The sequence below is a fragment of the Pectinatus haikarae genome (genome assembly GCF_015732185.1).
GTDB lineage: Bacteria > Bacillota > Negativicutes > Selenomonadales > Selenomonadaceae > Pectinatus > Pectinatus haikarae.
In genome coordinates this window covers 101,184-118,114 of record NZ_WIQM01000014.1, presented here as the reverse complement: position 1 = coordinate 118,114, position 16,931 = coordinate 101,184, and the positions used below count along the sequence as shown (strand labels likewise).

The following is a 16,931-nucleotide window of genomic DNA, read 5'->3' as shown; positions in this document are numbered from 1 at the left end:
ATGCTTTTAGAAGGCAAGGTAGCTTTGGTTACGGGCGCTTCACGAGGTATAGGCCGCTCAATAGCATTATCTCTTGCAGCAAACGGAGCGCTGGTTGCTGTTAACTACGCAGGCAATACCAAAGCTGCGGAAGCAGTAAAAGCAGAAATTATTGGTAACGGCGGTAAAGCCATTATTGTAAAGGCTGATGTTTCCGATGAGGAAGCTGCTGGAAAAATGATTGATGCGGTAATTGCTGAATATGGCACACTTGATATTTTGGTCAATAATGCGGGGATCACACGTGATACTTTACTGGCCAGAATGAAAAAACAGGATTGGGATGCTGTTATAAATACAAATTTGACAGGCGTTTTTAACTGTACAAAGATAGTTGCCAAACTCATGATGAAGAAACGTGCCGGAAGAATAATAAATATGGCATCTGTTGTCGGGATGACAGGAAATATAGGACAGGCCAATTATGCAGCCGCAAAGGCAGGTGTGATCGGTTTTACTAAATCTCTTGCCCGTGAACTGGCTGCACGCGGCATAACAGTTAATGCTGTGGCACCGGGATTTATTTCTACTGATATGACATCAGTAATTTCAGATAAAGCAAAAGAAAATATATTAAGTGATATCCCTTTAGGTAAAATGGGAAGTCCGGAAGATGTAGCAAACACTGTGCTGTTTTTAGTTTCTGATAGAGCTGCTTACATAACAGGTCAGGTTATAAACGTTGATGGCGGCATGGTGATGTGATATTAAATTAGATAAGTTGACTTTATGGGAGGAGGTGAGCAACATATGTCGACATTTGAAAAAGTTAGAGATATTGTTGTAGAACAGTTAGGTGTTGAAGCAGACGATGTTAATATTGACTCCACTTTCATTGATGATTTAGGGGCTGATTCACTTGATATTGTTGAATTGATCATGGCTTTTGAAGAAGAATTTGGTATTGAAATTCCAGATGAAGCTGCTGAAAAAATCAAAAACGTTCAGGATGTTGTAACCTATATAGACCAGAACAAATAAGACTCTTAATCAGAAGGAGGGCTTCTGCCCTCCTTAACTGATAAAAGCGAAAGTGATAGGAGGAGTTATTTTGATACTTCCGGAGCTTAAGATTGGCGATAAGATCGCAAAAGTACCGGTTATTCAGGGCGGCATGGCAATAAGACTGTCGACAGCTCGTCTTGCTGCAGCAGTAGCAAATGAAGGCGGTATTGGTTTGATCGCTGCGTCCGGTATGACAAATGACGAATTGAGATATGAAATTCGCTTGGCCCGTTCTTTAACATCTGGGATTATTGGTATCAATATAATGGTAGCTGCTAAAAAATTTAGTGAATTAATGAAGACTGCTATTAAGGAAGGTATAGACCTTGTCGTTGCGGGAGCTGGTTTTTCCCGTGATATGTTTGGAATCGGCAAGGAATCGGCTACTCCTATTGTACCGATAGTATCTTCCGCTAAACTGGCGAAAATTTCACAACATCTTGGCGCTGCTGCTGTCGTGGTGGAAGGCAAAGAAGCGGGCGGACATTTGGGAACAGATATTTCGATAAAGACATTGATTCCTGAGATTCGCAATGCAGTCAGTCTGCCTATTATTGCGGCAGGGGGAGTTCTCACGGGTCAGGATATTGTTGATTTTATAAAAATGGGAGCTAACGGTGTCCAGATGGGATCAAGGTTTGCTGCTAGTGAGGAATCAAATGCGGCACCGGCTTTAAAGGATTTTTATTTGAAGGCTGATCCCAAGGATATAGTTGTAATACAAAGTCCGGTGGGCCTTCCAGGTCGTGCCGTGCGCAATCCGTTTTCAGAAAAAATAATGCAGGGGCCTGTTCCGATTAAGCAGTGTGATAATTGTTTGAAAAATTGCAAGCATAATTTCTGTATTATAAAGGCTTTGGAAAGAGCGCAGCAGGGAGACGTTGAAACAGGATTGGTTTTTGCTGGTGAATATATTCATAAAATACAGGAGATATTACCAGTCAGGGAAATATTTGCGCGCTTGAAACAACAGGCTGCTGAAGCGAATTAAAGGCGAGGTGTATATTTTGGCAGACAGAGTAGTTATTACCGGTCTAGGTGCAGTTTCACCTATTGGTATTGGCAAAAATAAGTTTTGGGAAGGGTTGCTGTCCGGAAAATCAGGCATCGGAAAAATTACGCATTTTGATGCTGCTGAATTTAAAGCTCAGATTGCGGGGCAGATTAATGATTTTGAGCCGACCGACTTTATAGATAAAAAAGAAGCAAAAAGAATGGATCGGTATACGCAATTTGCTATTACGGCTACCAGGCTTGCTTTTGAAGATGCCGGAATGGATTTGACGAAAGAAGATAAAGAACGTATAGGCGTATTTATTGGTACGGGTATCGGCGGTATAGAAACCATGCATGAACAATATACTGTCATATTGGAAAAAGGGCCGAATAGAGTAAGTCCTTTTTGTGTGCCGATGATGATTGCGAATATGGCAACGGGTCAGACATCCATTACTTTTGGCCTTCAGGGACCAAGTTCCTGCCCGATAACGGCATGTGCCACCGGAACTAACGCAATAGGCGATGCTATGCGAGTGATTCAAAGAGGAGAAGCTGATGTTATGGTGGCAGGGGGTACGGAAGCTTGTATATCTCCGTTGCCGGTAGCGGGCTTTGCTTCTATGAAGGCACTGTGTACGGATATGAACGATAATCCGGAAAAAGCGTCACGTCCTTTTGATAAAAACCGCAGCGGATTTGTAATGGGTGAGGGATCAGGAATAGTTATATTAGAAAGTTTGGAGCATGCTGTTAAACGTAATGCGGAAATCTATGCGGAAGTTTCCGGTTATGCAGCTACTTCGGACGCATATCATATAACGAGTCCTGCTCCGGCGGCTATTCAGCCGGCCAGATGTTTTACACTGGCAATAAAAGATGCGGGGCTTGAGCCGGAAAATATTGACTATATAAACGCTCACGGCACGTCCACACAACTGAATGAAAGAACAGAGACCGCTGCTATAAAGAGAGCCTTTGGTGATCATGCATATAAACTGGCGGTAAGTTCAATCAAATCAATGATTGGTCATCTGCTTGGCGCTGCGGGTGGTATTGAATGTATAGCGACCGCATTGACTGTTAAAAATGATATCATGCCGGCCACTATAAATTTAGAAACTCCCGATGAAGAACTGGACCTTGATTATGTTCCTAATAAGGCCAGAAAAAAAGTTGTCAATGCAGCAATTTCCGATTCCTTGGGATTCGGTGGACATAATGCGGCGATACTTTTGAAAAAATTTAAATAAGCCGGGTTTTATAATGAGTCTTTCAATAGAACGTAAGGAAAATTTATTAGTTTTATCTTCACGTCTAGGCGTGAAATTTGCGGATTTATCTTTGTTGGATACTGCTCTTACCCATACATCATATGCCAATGAAGTCAAAAACGGTGTAATCCATAATGAGCGACTGGAATTCCTTGGTGACGCTGTGCTGGAATTGGCATGCAGCACATATTTGTTTAATAAATTCCCGCAAATGCCGGAGGGTGAAATGACAAAAGCACGTGCTTCCGTTGTTTGTGAAACTACCCTGGCTGATTTATCAGCCAGGCTTGGTGTGGGAAAATATCTTTTGCTGGGCAAGGGTGAACGTATGACGGGAGGGAATAAAAGACCTTCTATCTTGGCGGATGCTTTTGAGTCGGTGATTGGTGCCATATATCTAGACCAAGGCTGGCAGACGGCGCGTATGTATATTCTTGATAAATTGGATAGTGCTCTTATTGCTGTTGAACAGGGATATAATTTAAAAGATTATAAAACTATATTGCAGGAAGTTGTACAAAGTCACGGCGAATGTATCGAATATAAGCTGATAGATGAAACAGGGCCCGATCATGCAAAATGTTTTCGTTTTGCTGCTGTTGTCAGCGGAAAACAAAAAGGCTTTGGCATAGGCAGCAGTAAAAAAGAAGCGGAACAGCATGCTGCTATGGAAGCATTGAAAGAATATGGGATTTTATGATGCCCATTCTTTTCTCATCGTTTAGTTAATTAATAGTCACAAGAAAGAGCAGGAAATCCTGTTTTTTCTTGTGACTATTATTGTATAGCTGATTATAATATGACTATTTTTATTTGTATAAGTTGTCAATGGAATTGGTGTTGGATTGTGAATTGGTCAAGGCTGTATAGCCTTCATCGGAAATAGAAGTAGAATAAGCGGAGCCAATTTTATTCAGCAAATCGTTATCCTGATCATTTGAGTTATCACTGTTAGTTTCACTTGTTTTTTGGTTTTTTGAAGTATTAGATGTATTTTGGCTTTTGGCTTTAGCGATTTCTTCGTTGATTGCCTCGATTTTTTTCTCAATCTGAGCTTCTTGTGTGGAAGCTGAAGTTGAGGTTTTTGCTGAAGTCGAAGCATTTGTTTGAATAGAGAGCAGCTCCTGCTGATATTGACTTTTCTGTGCTTCAAGCTGAGAAATCGATCCGGATGAAGTACCTGATGAGGAGGCTGCAGAATAAGATGAATTATTGGCGGACGTTTTAGAAATAAACATTTTATTACACTCCTTACGATTTTAATATGTTACATTTATAATATCGGTTTTTTGATGAACTAATATAAGAATATTATAAAACTAATATAAAATTTTTTCGAGCGATAAAATAAATAAGCTGTGCTAGAATAGAAATAAAAAATTTTTATTCCGGCGCAGCTTTATTTTTTAGTATTATGAAACATCAGGTGTTTTTAGCCACTACTGCACCAAGCACAGCACCTATGATAGCAGCTGTGGTCACTTCACCAGTAGAATGTCCTTTATCGTTATCTTTGTGTGAAGGTGGGTTATGACGGCGTTCTTCATGTCTGGTTGACGGATGGGAATTGTACATCGGATGTGCTTCTGCCATTGTAGTCCCCAATACAGTTATTACCATAAAAGACGAAAGAATAAAAGCAATTATTTTTTTCATTTTATTTCTCAGCATATTTATCACTCTTTCTATTAGTAAATATTTGTTTACTGTTTATGGATAAAGTATAGCATTTGCAAAAATAAAATGTGTGACATTATTGTGACATTTAAAAATAAAGAACAAAAAACGGCCTTACATAAGACCGTTTTTTTCTTTGGAAAAAAATAACTATTCTGCTGTAAAAGTGAATTCACCATTTTCAAGACCTATTTTGGCCGTGCTGCCTTCCTTGACAGATCCCTTGATTATTTCCTTACTGAGTGCGGTTTCAATTGTATGCGTCAATAAACGACGCAAGGGACGTGCACCAAATTGAGGATCAAAACCGTTTTCTGCCAGCTTGGTGAGAACATCGTCAGACCATGCTATATTGATTTTAACTTGCTTTTGTAAACGCTTATTCAATGTTTCAAGCAATATTGCAGCAATTTTTTTAACTTGGCTTTTTGCTAAACCTTTGAATACAATTATGTCATCAATTCTATTAAGAAATTCCGGACGAAAATAGTTTTTCAGCAATTCAAGTACGTCTTTTTTAGCCTTGGTGAAATCTGTTTCTTCCAGAATTTCATGAGATCCAAGATTGGATGTCATAATAATGATGGTATTTTTAAAATTTACGACACGGCCTTTTCCGTCAGTGAGACGTCCATCATCAAGTATCTGGAGGAGAATATTGAATATATCTGCATGAGCTTTTTCTATTTCATCAAGTAATATAACACTGTACGGATGGCGGCGCACGGCTTCTGTAAGCTGCCCGCCTTCATCATACCCCACATAGCCCGGAGGAGCGCCGATAAGACGTGATACAGAATGCTTTTCCATATATTCGGACATATCTATACGAATCATCGAGCGTTCATCATCAAACAACGATTCTGCCAATGTTTTGGCAAGTTCGGTCTTGCCTACACCTGTAGGGCCGAGAAAAATAAACGAGCCGATAGGCCGATCAGGATCTTTGATACCGGCACGAGCTCTCAGAATGGATTCGCTGACGGCCTTCACGGCCTCATCCTGTCCAATGACACGTTTATGCAGTTCATCTTCCAAGTGAATAAGTTTTTCTCGTTCTCCTGTCATCATTTTGGCTACAGGAATACCTGTCCAGCGGCTGACGACCTGAGCAATATCTTCTTCACTGACTTCTTCCTTGAGAAGACGAGAATCCTTGTTTTCCGCCATTGATTTTTCTTGAACTAAAAGTTCCTGCTGCAAAGAAGGCAGCTTGCCATATCTGAGTTCTGATGCTTTTTGCAGATCACCGTCACGTTCGGCTTTAGCCATTTCATTCTTTATATTGTCAATTTCCTGTTTTATACCGCGGGTGCGCGTGATTAGCTGCTTTTCGTGTTCCCACTGTTTTTTCCAGCCTGCTTCTTCATTTTCAGCAGCCTTTATTTCTTCGGTAAGCTTTTGCAGACGTTCCCTTGAAGGTTCATCCGTTTCCTTGGTTAAGGCCTGTTCTTCTATTTTTAACTGCAATATTTTTCTGCGTATTTCATCAAGCGGAGCAGGCATGGATTCAATTTCAGTACGAAGTTTTGCAGCTGCTTCATCTACCAGATCGATTGCCTTATCGGGCAAAAATCTGTCAGATATATAGCGATCGGAAAGAACTGCCGCAGAGATAAGAGCATTGTCACGTATTCTTACACCGTGATGGACTTCGTAACGTTCCTTCAAGCCGCGCAGGATGGAAATAGTATCTTCAACATTTGGTTCGCCCACCATTACAGGCTGAAAACGCCGTTCCAAAGCGGTATCTTTTTCGATATATTTTCGATATTCATTTAATGTAGTCGCTCCGATGCAGCGCAGTTCACCGCGAGCCAGCATTGGTTTTAAGATATTGCCGGCATCCATAGCACCTTCGGCAGCACCGGCACCGACAACAGTATGCACTTCATCGATGAAAAGAAGAATTTGTCCGTCTGATTTAGCAATTTCATTTAAAACTGCCTTCAGGCGTTCTTCAAATTCGCCGCGGAATTTCGCTCCGGCTACCAAAGAGCCAAGATCCAGCGAATATAATTTCTTATTTTTTAGAGATTCGGGAACATCACCGCCGACTATGCGTCTGGCCAGTCCTTCGACAATGGCCGTTTTGCCCACCCCAGGTTCACCGATGAGAACAGGATTATTTTTTGTGCGGCGTGAGAGAATTTCTATAGTGCGGCGAATTTCTTCATCTCTTCCTATCACAGGGTCCAGCTTGCCGCGGCGTGCCGCATCAGTCAGATCACGGCCATATTTTTCCAAGGATTTATATTCGCTCTCAGGATTGTCGGAGTTAACATTGTTTTTTCTGTTGGTTTTAACTATAGCTTGTATTTTTGATTTACTGAGACCAAAATCTTTGCATAGCTTTTGGCAGCTTTCATCCGCGGCATCTATAATTGCCAAAAGCAAATGTTCAGTACTGATATATTCATCCTTCATATTGTCAGCAATTTGACGTGCTCTTCCTAAAACCCGGGACAGTTCCACGCTCATGGAAAGACGATCCTGTCCTTTTACCGCAGGGATTTTGTTAAGATTTTGCTCCAGACGGACTTTCAGCATGGGCAAATCCGTTTTGCATTCATCAAATATAGTTGCAAGGAGGCCTTCGGGTTCCTTAACAAGAGATAGTAGAACGTGAGCAGACGTTATTTCCTGATGATAATGCAATGCCGCATTTTGCTGAGAACTCTGCAATGCAGTCAAAACTTTTTGTGTATATTTTTCTTCTGGCATAATATGTACCTCCTAATTTGACAGATTACTAATTTATAATTGTTGTATTGATTTTTGATTACAATGCTATTATAATAACAAAAAGTCAAAAAGTCAAATAAAAAATTAGACCTTTTGACTTTTTATAAATATTTTGGTTGATTTATTGTTTCATGATTAATATTTTAAGTTAGTTGTTTTTTTATATAGATTAGATAACTAATTAGGGTGAATATCAGTGCAGCTTGTAAAATATATTAACTACTGTATAATGAAATAATCATCTTAGAAAAACGGCTTCAATTATTCTTATATAGTATGGTAAGTAATAAAATTGTTAGATGTTCTGCGGGGAGGAGATTATAGTATGTCAGAATGCAAGGGATTTACTCCTGTGGTAAACAGCCACTCAAAGCTTTTGATCCTTGGATCAATGCCCAGCATTGTTTCGTTGTCGCATAAACAGTATTATGCGCATCCACAGAATAGATTTTGGCGCCTTATGGCTAAATTACTGGGTTATGAGATTACACCTGTAGATTATGGGGAAAGGTTGAAAATGATTTTGGACAGGCATATTGCTTTATGGGATTCAATTGCATTTTGTGAAAGGGAAGGCAGTCTGGATTCAGCAATACAGAAAGAAACACCAAATGATTTTAATGAGTTTTTTCAAAGATATCGGAATATAAATATGTTGTGCTTTAACGGAGGCAAGGCATATCAGTGTTTTAAAAAATATAACAAACAAATTCTTGACAGCAATAAATACATAATTTATCTTCTGCCATCTACAAGTCCGGCTAATGCCCGTTTTAAAATGGAAATGCTGGAGGAAAAGTGGCAGATCATATTGAAGCAGTCCTAAAGTCTTTTAAAATAGAAAAACTATTAAGAATCAATATTTCTTTGCAGGGGAAATATTATTGTGAATGTGGTACCTTTGTTCAATTCGCTGCTTGCAAATATTTTCCCACTGAACAATTCAACGAGAAATTTTACCAGGGACAGTCCAATCCCGGACCCACCAATATCCTGTCTGGCACGTGATTTATCACTTCGGTAAAATCTATCGAAAATAAATGGAATATCTGTCTTGGCGATACCGACACCATTGTCTTTTATGGTAAATACAGCTTTATCTTTGTCCCGGCTGCATGCGAGAAGAAGTTTACCTTTATCAGGACTGTATTTTACGGCATTTTCGATTAAATTAATAAAAATTTGTGTAAATAGATCTGGATTCGCTTTTATTACTAAGTTTTCAGATGAAAAATTAGTTTCGAAAAACTGCCCCTTTTGTTCCAAAAATGGTGTCATGGTTTTTATTATTTTTTTCAATGCATCTGTACAATCAATATTAGTAGTAGCAACCTGTTTTTTATAATCATTGCTGTTCAATTTCGCCAATTGCAGAAGATTTTTTACCAGATATTGCATGCGGCAGCTTTCTTCATAAATAATTTTCAAAAAATGCCGGGAAGTTTCTGCTTCTGTTAAGTCACTGTCCAGCAAAGTTTCACTGAAGCCCTTAATAGAGGTTAAGGGGGTAGAAAGCTCATGTGCCGCATTGGCAACAAAAATATTTTGTCTGTCTGTTATTTCCTGCATCAGTGATATGTCATGGAACACGCATACTATGCTTTGTTTTGTTTCGCTGGTGAATGGTGCAAAAAATACAATAAAAGTTTTTTCTGTGGCACCTAATTTTATCCTGAGCGTTATTTTTTTATTTTTATTTTCTTGTGCGCAAGTTTTGGCTGTGTCACTGATGACTGTGTTGCCTATAAAATTGATACTGTATGTTTTGATAATATCAGGTGTTATTTTAAACATATCCTTAGCCTGTTTATTAGCCTCTGTGATAAGACCATTCTCATTCAATAAAATAACTGCATTATCCATATTATCCAATATAAGGGATAAAGTATGGGCTTTTGCCTGCGAATCATTGATTTTGCGAAGCAGGCGGCTGGTAAGTTTATTGATAGCAGCTGCGAGAAATTCTAATTCATCTGCGGTGTTTATTCTCATACGGGTACTTAGATCCCCGTTGATTATTTTTTGCGCGTCCAGAGTCATCTGCTTTATGGGATTGGTGAAGCGGCGTGTAAGGATCATGCCTATGCTGATAGCGATGATAGTCACGGCGAAAAATATAAACAAAATATTATTGCGCATACTGTCATAGGATTTTTCAAGAGGCGTAATGCTTAAAGATGTACGGCTTACTCCCAGCAAAACACCATTATCATATACAGGAACGGCAACATAAAGTAAATTTTTTTGCAGCGTGTCACTGTGCCTTATAGATGAACCGATACCAGTATGCAGTGCATTTTGGATTTCCGGACGATCTTCATGATTATCCATTGATTCACTGTCATGGGACGAATCATAGACCACCTCTCCAGAGGTGTTGACCAATGTTATCCGCAGTCCTGTATCAGAGCTGATGGCTTGCAGGAGTGACATATCGGCATTATCTTTTTTTTCAAAATATATATGTGATATAGCAGCTACAGTTTTAGCCTGATTTTCTAAGGAACTGGTTTTATCCTGAATATTTATCTTATAGAAATAGTCTACCATATATATGCTGCATATCAGAAGAGGAAGAATTATCAGAACTAGTGAGTATATTGTCAGGCGTCTGCTGATACTTGATTTTAACATCGGCAAATTCCTTTCCATTTATAACGAAACAGCTTTATTGTATCACTCATGCTGAAAATGTAAAAGCCCTCAGTACATTATAATACTGAGGGTTACGTGTAGAAAAACAGACTATTTTCTAAATTTTTTTTGTCTTGCGCATACGTTCGGCTGTTTCCAAATATATGACCCATTCGGCAATATTGGTGGCATGGTCACCTATTCTTTCAAGATAACGCGATATAAAAACAAATTCCGGTACAGCGCCTGCCAATGTATGGTCGGAGATTTCTGTCAATGTTTTGGCAAAAAGAGAATCCGCATTATCATCTTCGTTGCAGACTTTTTCGGCTAAATTCACATCAGCATTTTTATAAGCCTTGATGGACATGTTGATCATTGATATGGCACAGTCAGATAACGCTTTTATATGGGATTTGTCAAAATTAAAAGGTTTTTCTAGGTTACTGGTAATTCTTGCTATATCAAAGGCATGATCACCTATACGTTCTAAATCTGTGGAAATTTTAAAAGATGTAGCGATCACTCTAAGATCATGGGCTATTGGCTGCTGTTTGGCTATAAGTAAGATGCAGGCGTCCTCTGTTTCGATAAGCAGCTGGTCAATAATATCATCATTCTCCATTACCTGTGCTGCCAATTTTTTATCGAAATTTAAAAGAGCTTTTATTGAATTTTTAGCAGCTGTTTCTGCCGCTATCCCCATTTCAACAATTTTTTCCTGTATCCTTGCAAGGTCTTCAATATAAGCTTTTCTTGTCACTTGATTTTCCATTAGCAAGATCTTCCTTTCTTAGCCGAAACGTCCGGATATGTAATCTTCAGTTTGTTTGTCGGCAGGGTTGGTAAATATTACATCTGTTATGTCGTGTTCGATTAATTTTCCGTTGAGGAAAAATGCTGTATAATCAGATACACGTGCGGCCTGCTGCATGTTATGGGTTACCATTACGATAGTGTAATTTTTTTTCAATTCGGCTACCAGTTCTTCTATCTTCATAGTGGAAATAGGATCAAGTGCGGAACACGGTTCATCCATGAGAATGACTTCCGGTTCGACCGCAAGTACGCGCGCTATACAGAGGCGCTGCTGCTGACCACCGGACATTCCCATTGCAGAATCATTGAGACGATCTTTCACTTCATCCCATAAGGCAGCGTTGCGAAGACTTTTTTCCACTATTTCGTTCAGCTGGTTTTTATTTCTTGTGCCATGAATGCGGGGACCATATGCTATATTTTCATATATGGACATAGGAAACGGATTAGGGCGCTGGAATACCATACCGACACGCTTGCGCAGATATACGATGTCTGTATCAGGGGCATATATATCGTTTCCGTCCAAAAATATATCGCCGTCAATATGTACACTGTCTATTAAATCATTCATACGGTTAAGTGTTTTCAGAAAAGTAGACTTGCCGCAGCCGGAAGGACCGATCAGAGCAACGACCTTGTTGGACGGAACATCAAGTGAGATATTAAATAAAGCCTGTTTGCTGCCGTAATATAAATTCAAATTTTTGGCCTGCATTTTATATTGCATTTTATTTCCTCCTGATACATCTTAATGACAAATATAGCATGGAAAGTAATTTTGATTGTTAGTTAAATGTTAAATTATTGTAAATAAAAGATAAAACGGCATTGACTTTTTGTTTGGTTTCTATTTATTTTACAGTCAGAATGAGGCAGCCTATTCTGTATATTGCTTCAGAAAAAATGTTTGGCTGTCGAACCGGGGAAGCTTTGCGGAAAGTTTCTCATAATTGCCGTCGGCATTAAGCTGGCGCGCTTTTACAGTGTCGCGCCACATGATGAGCATACTCTGGTAAATGGTCTCTTTCAAATCCGCATCATAGATCGGACATGCTATTTCCACGCGGTGTTCTGTATTCCTGGTCATCCAATCAGCGGAAGAAATATAAATTTTAGTATTTTCTCCGCTGCCAAAACAAAATATCCGTGAATGTTCCAAAAATCTACCTACAATATTTATGACTTTTATATTGTCTGTCTTGTCCTTTATTCCAGGCTTAATGCAGCAGATGCCGCGGATGATCATTTTTATCTTGACACCCGCCTGTGAAGCTTCTGCCAGAGCATCAATGAGTTCACGATCCGTAAGTGAATTCATTTTGAGCAATATATGAGATATTTGCCCATTTATAGCACGGTCCCGTTCTTCATGGATAAGGCGTATTAAATCTGGTTTCAGACTGTTCGGTGCAGATAAAAGGGAATTATAATTACCATGGAGATTATCTGTCCCCATATTTTGAAAAAACTGGACGGCATCAAGGCCTATATCGTCTGATGTGGTGAAAAGAGCAAGATCCGTGTAAAGGCTGGCTGTCTGAGCATTATAGTTACCGGTGCCTATCTGGGTGATGTATTCTATTTTACTGTTTTCCCGGCGCATTATGAGACATATTTTGGCATGAACCTTATAACCTTCTATGCCGTATATTACCTTGCAGCCGGCATCCTGGAGCATTTCTGCCCAGCTTATATTATTAGCTTCATCGAAGCGGGCGCGCAATTCCATTAAAACGGTGACTTCTTTGCCAAGCTCAGCGGCTATTGCGAGCAGCTGTATCAGCTTGGCTTTTCTTTTTCCTATACGATAAATGGTTATCTTTATGGCGAAAACAGAATCATCATAAACGGCTTCTTTTATCAGTTTTAAAAATAAATCAAAACTTTGGTAGGGATAATTCAAAAGCAAGTCCTTATGCCGTATATATTCGATCATGCCGGTATTTTGTGGTATAGAGCATTTATTAGAAGGTGTAAACGGGGGATACATAAAAAGCGTTTTTTGTTCGACTGTAAGTTTTTCAGCAAAGGAGAGAAGATAAGAAAGATTTATAGGTGTACGGCAGAAAAATATTTGTTCTTTTTTTATGTTCAAATGATCAATCAGATAATTGAGCATAGACGGAGATGTCTCTCCGTTTATTTCCATACGCACCGCAGCAAGTTTTCCCCGCTTCTTTAAGCTTTTGCGCATGTGCTGCAAGTAATCTTCACCGAGCTCGAATTCTTCGTCATCGAGACTTATATCTGCATTGCGAGTCACGCTGATAATTGCTTTTTTCTCGACATTATAAAGATTGAATATTTTTTCAGCGTAATGAAGGACAATATCTTCCAACAATATATATTTTGTTTTTCTGCCCGGCAGGTAAAGCAGCTTGGGAAGATTTTGAGGAATAGGAATGATCCCCAGGATATTATTTTTCTTTTCCTTTAAAGAGACGGCGATGTAAAGAGCTTTATTTGTTAAATGAGGAAAGGGATGGCGCACATTTATTACCAGCGGCGACAGGAGAGGGAATATTTGTGTTTGAAAATAGTCTTTTACGAAGGCCTGTTCAATTTTGCCGAGTCTGCCGGATTTTTTACGCTGTATGCCGGCAGCATTACAGGCACGTTCTAGTTTTGCAGAAAGTACAGCCCTTTTTTTATATAAAACCTTTGTGGCTGCAAATATTTTTTCCAGCTGCTGACTTGGTGTCAAAAAACTTTTATTGTCAAATTTCAATGTGTTTTCAAGTGAGAGATCATAAAGGCTGCCGACACGTATCATATAAAATTCATCCAGATTGCTATTAAAAATAGCTAAAAATTTCAAACGCTCATAAAGGGGAACTGTTTCGTCCTCAGCCTCTTCCAAAACACGTTCATTAAATTTGAGCCAAGATAATTCACGATTTTGAGTATATACAGGATTAATTTTTTTTATCATTTTGCTACACCTCAATATCATCGAATTCTTTTAATATCATTTTTGTTAAATAACCTTCACGGACACCGGCCCGGCTTATAAGAATCGATTTTGCATTGAAACGAGTGATCAGGGTTTCCAATATGATCATACCCGGTAAAATAGTGCGGATGCGATCAGGAACAATATCAAGCAGTGTATCCAGCGTGCGGCGGTCAATATGGGTTTTACTTTTTTTGCTTAAAAACGGTTTTATTATTCCGTTTATATATTCCGCGCGCATATTTCTATTTTGCAGGCTCAGACCAAAAAGAGAATTGTACACATCCTTAGTAGATCTGATAGTTCCGCCTACACCGCAAATATCGGGATAATCCGGAGCAAAGCTTTGGGATTCCTGTTTGTCCAGAAGCTGTAAAACTTTCCCTCGGATCTTTTTCTGCTCATCCTTATTAGGGAAGAAATGCATAACATATTTGCGATAAGCACTCAGTGAACCTATAGGCAGACTGATTGCCTGTTTTATTTTCATTTCTTCATAGGCTACCAGCTCTGTACTCGCACCGCCTATGTCGATCAAAAGGCCGCTGGTGAGACTGACAGTTCTTGCGGCACCGATGAAATCCAAGGTAGCTTCTGTCTTTCCGCTGATAACATTTATTTTTAAGCCTGTTCTGTCTTCTATTTCCTTTACGGCATATTCACTGTTGGAAATATTTCTCAGAGCTGCAGTGGCAAATGCATGGATTTCTTCTATATTCAGATCACCGGCTATTTTTTTAAATATCAATAAGATGTGGCATGCTTTATCTATGCCGGCAGCGCTCATCATATTATCATTGACGTAAGAAGCCAGCGCTGCCATTTCTTTTTTATTGAGGAGAACCGTATATGAACCGTTCTCTATCTTGTAAATTACAAGCCGGATGGTATTGGAACCGATATCTATTACTGCATACATTAAAGATCGCCTCACTGTTTTCAAAATAGGGGAAAATTATTTTTTTAGATAATGAAAAAATTATTTTGTAAAACGATAACCGACACCGCGCACCGTTTTTATTCCGTCACTTATTGATGGTTCGGATTGCAGCTTTGCCCGCAGATGACGGACATGTACATCCACTGTTCTTGTGTCACCGTAATATTCATACCCCCAGACCTTTTCCAGAAGTTCATCGCGTGAAAATGCTTTGCCTTCATTTGTGACAAATAATTTCAGCAGATCATATTCCTTGGGTGTAAGCATAAGCTGCTCATTGTTGAGAGAAGCAGTATAAGCATTGAAATTGATTTTTAAAGGCCCGATAATTAGCTCACCCTCCGGCTGGTCTTTTGTGCTGCGTCTCAGGACAGCCTTGACGCGTGCAATCAGTTCACGCATGCCAAATGGTTTTGTTGTGTAATCGTCCGCACCAAGTTCGAGTCCAAGTACCTTATCTATTTCTTCATCTTTGGCAGTTATCATGATTATAGGAATTTTTGATGTTGCCTTATTCTGTTTAAGACGCCGGCACACTTCAAAACCGTCTATCTGCGGCAGCATAATATCCAGCAGGATCAATGAAAGGTCCTTTTCCGATTGGGCAAGTTCCACGGCGGTCAAACCATTATCGGCGGTAACAGTGTCATAACCATTCTTTTTTAGATTAAAAACCAGTAACTCACGAATAGGTGCTTCATCATCAACGACTAAAATCTTCATTTAAACTCTCCATTATCATTGAATTTGTGTTGAACTTACATAATACCTTCGCTAAATTTTACCGATATCCTATTGAGAAATATAATTTCCGTCAACACTTAACAAAACCTTAACAAATACGTAACAAGCTGGCGCGAAGGATACGATAGAATGAACATAAAGCACGGAAGATGTATGCGTGGCGGATATATGCTGCAGCTGAAATCTTACATAAAATTTATTTTGGAGGTTTTAAAATGCTTTTTAGCGGAAAGAAAAAATTGTTGGCTGTTCTTGGAACTATGGTGGTAAGTACGATGCTGTTTGCAGGCTGCGGCAGCAGTGACAACAGCGCGGCTTCTTCAGGCAGCGGTGATAAAACTGCTCTTGAAGGCAAGGTATCAGCTTCAGGTTCTACGGCATTGCTGCCAATGTTGAAACCTGCGCAGGAAGCTTTTGAAAAAGAACACGAAAAAGTTACTATAAATATTGCAGGCGGTGGATCGTTCACCGGCATGAATCAGGTATCTGAAGGTGCAGTTGATATAGGTAATTCAGACGTTGATCTGCCAGATGAATATAAGGATAAAGGTCTTGTCGATCATAAAGTTGCTGTCGCACCTTTTGTATTGATAACCAGTACGGACAATAAAGTTTCGAATCTGACTATGCAGCAGGCAACAGATATATTTACTGGGAAAATCACTAATTGGAAAGAAGTCGGCGGAGATGATCAGCCCATCACTATTATTCATCGTGCTAAATCTTCCGGTTCCCGCGCTATTATCACCGCTACTATCCTCAAGGGACAGGAATTTACTGATAATGCGTCAATTCAGGATTCAAACGGTGCTGTATTAAAAGGCGTGGCGACAACTCCCGGATCTATCGGTTATGTGGATGGGGCTTATGCTGATAAAAGTGTAAAAACATTTTCTCTTGATGGAGTAGCTTTCTCTGCACAGGCAGTTATTGACGGTAAATATCCTGTTTACGGTTATGAACACATGTACACTAAAGGTGAACCTAAAGGTGCGGTAAAAGCATTCATTGATTATGTAATGGGTGATGAATTCCAAAATTCACAGGTTGAAAAATTAGGATTTATTCCAGTCAATAAAATGAAAAAGTAATTTACAAAGGT

16 protein-coding genes are annotated in these 16,931 nt (G+C 39.4%); 7 read left to right on the top strand and 9 right to left on the bottom strand.

Going from position 1 to position 16,931, the window contains the following annotated elements; translation table 11 throughout:
- From fabG to rnc, 5 genes are all read left to right on the top strand, one after another.
- A complete protein-coding gene (fabG, locus tag I6758_RS08965) occupies positions 1–744 on the top strand; it encodes a 3-oxoacyl-[acyl-carrier-protein] reductase (RefSeq protein WP_196604904.1) in 744 nt (247 codons plus the stop codon).
- Positions 745–789: 45 nt separating this feature from the next.
- On the top strand, positions 790–1,020 hold the full coding sequence (locus I6758_RS08960; protein ID WP_196604902.1) for an acyl carrier protein: 231 nt from the start codon (positions 790–792) through the stop codon (positions 1,018–1,020).
- 70 nt (positions 1,021–1,090) lie between these two features.
- Positions 1,091–2,035, top strand: coding sequence for an NAD(P)H-dependent flavin oxidoreductase (locus I6758_RS08955; protein ID WP_196604901.1), 945 nt, complete (start codon positions 1,091–1,093; stop codon positions 2,033–2,035).
- A gap of 16 nt (positions 2,036–2,051) precedes the next feature.
- Complete coding sequence (fabF, locus tag I6758_RS08950; protein ID WP_196604899.1) at positions 2,052–3,293, top strand: beta-ketoacyl-ACP synthase II; 1,242 nt, start codon at positions 2,052–2,054, stop codon at positions 3,291–3,293.
- Between the two features lie 13 nt (positions 3,294–3,306).
- Complete coding sequence (gene rnc, locus I6758_RS08945; protein ID WP_196604897.1) at positions 3,307–4,014, top strand: ribonuclease III; 708 nt, start codon at positions 3,307–3,309, stop codon at positions 4,012–4,014.
- A gap of 109 nt (positions 4,015–4,123) precedes the next feature.
- Here the strand turns inward: rnc and I6758_RS08940 are convergent, their stop codons facing one another.
- The 3 genes from I6758_RS08940 to clpB form a co-directional block, all read right to left on the bottom strand.
- Complete coding sequence (locus tag I6758_RS08940) at positions 4,124–4,552, bottom strand: hypothetical protein (protein WP_196604896.1); 429 nt, start codon at positions 4,550–4,552, stop codon at positions 4,124–4,126.
- Between the two features lie 184 nt (positions 4,553–4,736).
- Positions 4,737–4,985, bottom strand: coding sequence for a hypothetical protein (locus I6758_RS08935; protein WP_196604894.1), 249 nt, complete (start codon positions 4,983–4,985; stop codon positions 4,737–4,739).
- A gap of 156 nt (positions 4,986–5,141) precedes the next feature.
- Positions 5,142–7,715 (bottom strand): ATP-dependent chaperone ClpB, encoded by a 2,574-nt coding sequence (gene clpB, locus I6758_RS08930; RefSeq protein WP_196604892.1) that lies wholly within the window; start codon positions 7,713–7,715, stop codon positions 5,142–5,144.
- Positions 7,716–8,061: 346 nt separating this feature from the next.
- Between clpB and I6758_RS08925 the strand changes: the two genes are divergently transcribed.
- Positions 8,062–8,562 carry a DNA-deoxyinosine glycosylase gene (locus I6758_RS08925; protein WP_196604891.1) on the top strand — a complete coding sequence of 167 codons (501 nt, stop codon included), beginning with the start codon at positions 8,062–8,064 and terminating at the stop codon, positions 8,560–8,562.
- 23 nt (positions 8,563–8,585) lie between these two features.
- Here the strand turns inward: I6758_RS08925 and I6758_RS08920 are convergent, their stop codons facing one another.
- The 6 genes from I6758_RS08920 to I6758_RS08895 form a co-directional block, all read right to left on the bottom strand.
- Positions 8,586–10,370, bottom strand: a complete 1,785-nt coding sequence (locus tag I6758_RS08920) for a sensor histidine kinase (RefSeq protein ID WP_196604889.1) — start codon at positions 10,368–10,370, stop codon at positions 8,586–8,588.
- Between the two features lie 118 nt (positions 10,371–10,488).
- On the bottom strand, positions 10,489–11,145 hold the full coding sequence (gene phoU / locus I6758_RS08915; protein WP_196604887.1) for a phosphate signaling complex protein PhoU: 657 nt from the start codon (positions 11,143–11,145) through the stop codon (positions 10,489–10,491).
- Between the two features lie 18 nt (positions 11,146–11,163).
- Positions 11,164–11,919, bottom strand: a complete 756-nt coding sequence (gene pstB / locus I6758_RS08910; protein WP_196604885.1) for a phosphate ABC transporter ATP-binding protein PstB — start codon at positions 11,917–11,919, stop codon at positions 11,164–11,166.
- Between the two features lie 150 nt (positions 11,920–12,069).
- Positions 12,070–14,124, bottom strand: a complete 2,055-nt coding sequence (ppk1, locus tag I6758_RS08905; protein WP_196604884.1) for a polyphosphate kinase 1 — start codon at positions 14,122–14,124, stop codon at positions 12,070–12,072.
- 4 nt (positions 14,125–14,128) lie between these two features.
- Positions 14,129–15,064, bottom strand: a complete 936-nt coding sequence (locus tag I6758_RS08900; protein ID WP_196604882.1) for a Ppx/GppA phosphatase family protein — start codon at positions 15,062–15,064, stop codon at positions 14,129–14,131.
- Positions 15,065–15,124: 60 nt separating this feature from the next.
- Entirely contained in the window at positions 15,125–15,808 is a 684-nt protein-coding gene (locus tag I6758_RS08895) for a response regulator transcription factor (protein WP_196604881.1), read from the bottom strand.
- Positions 15,809–16,044: 236 nt separating this feature from the next.
- Between I6758_RS08895 and I6758_RS08890 the strand changes: the two genes are divergently transcribed.
- Entirely contained in the window at positions 16,045–16,920 is an 876-nt protein-coding gene (locus I6758_RS08890; protein ID WP_196604879.1) for a phosphate ABC transporter substrate-binding protein, read from the top strand.
- Positions 16,921–16,931 lie beyond the last annotated feature (11 nt).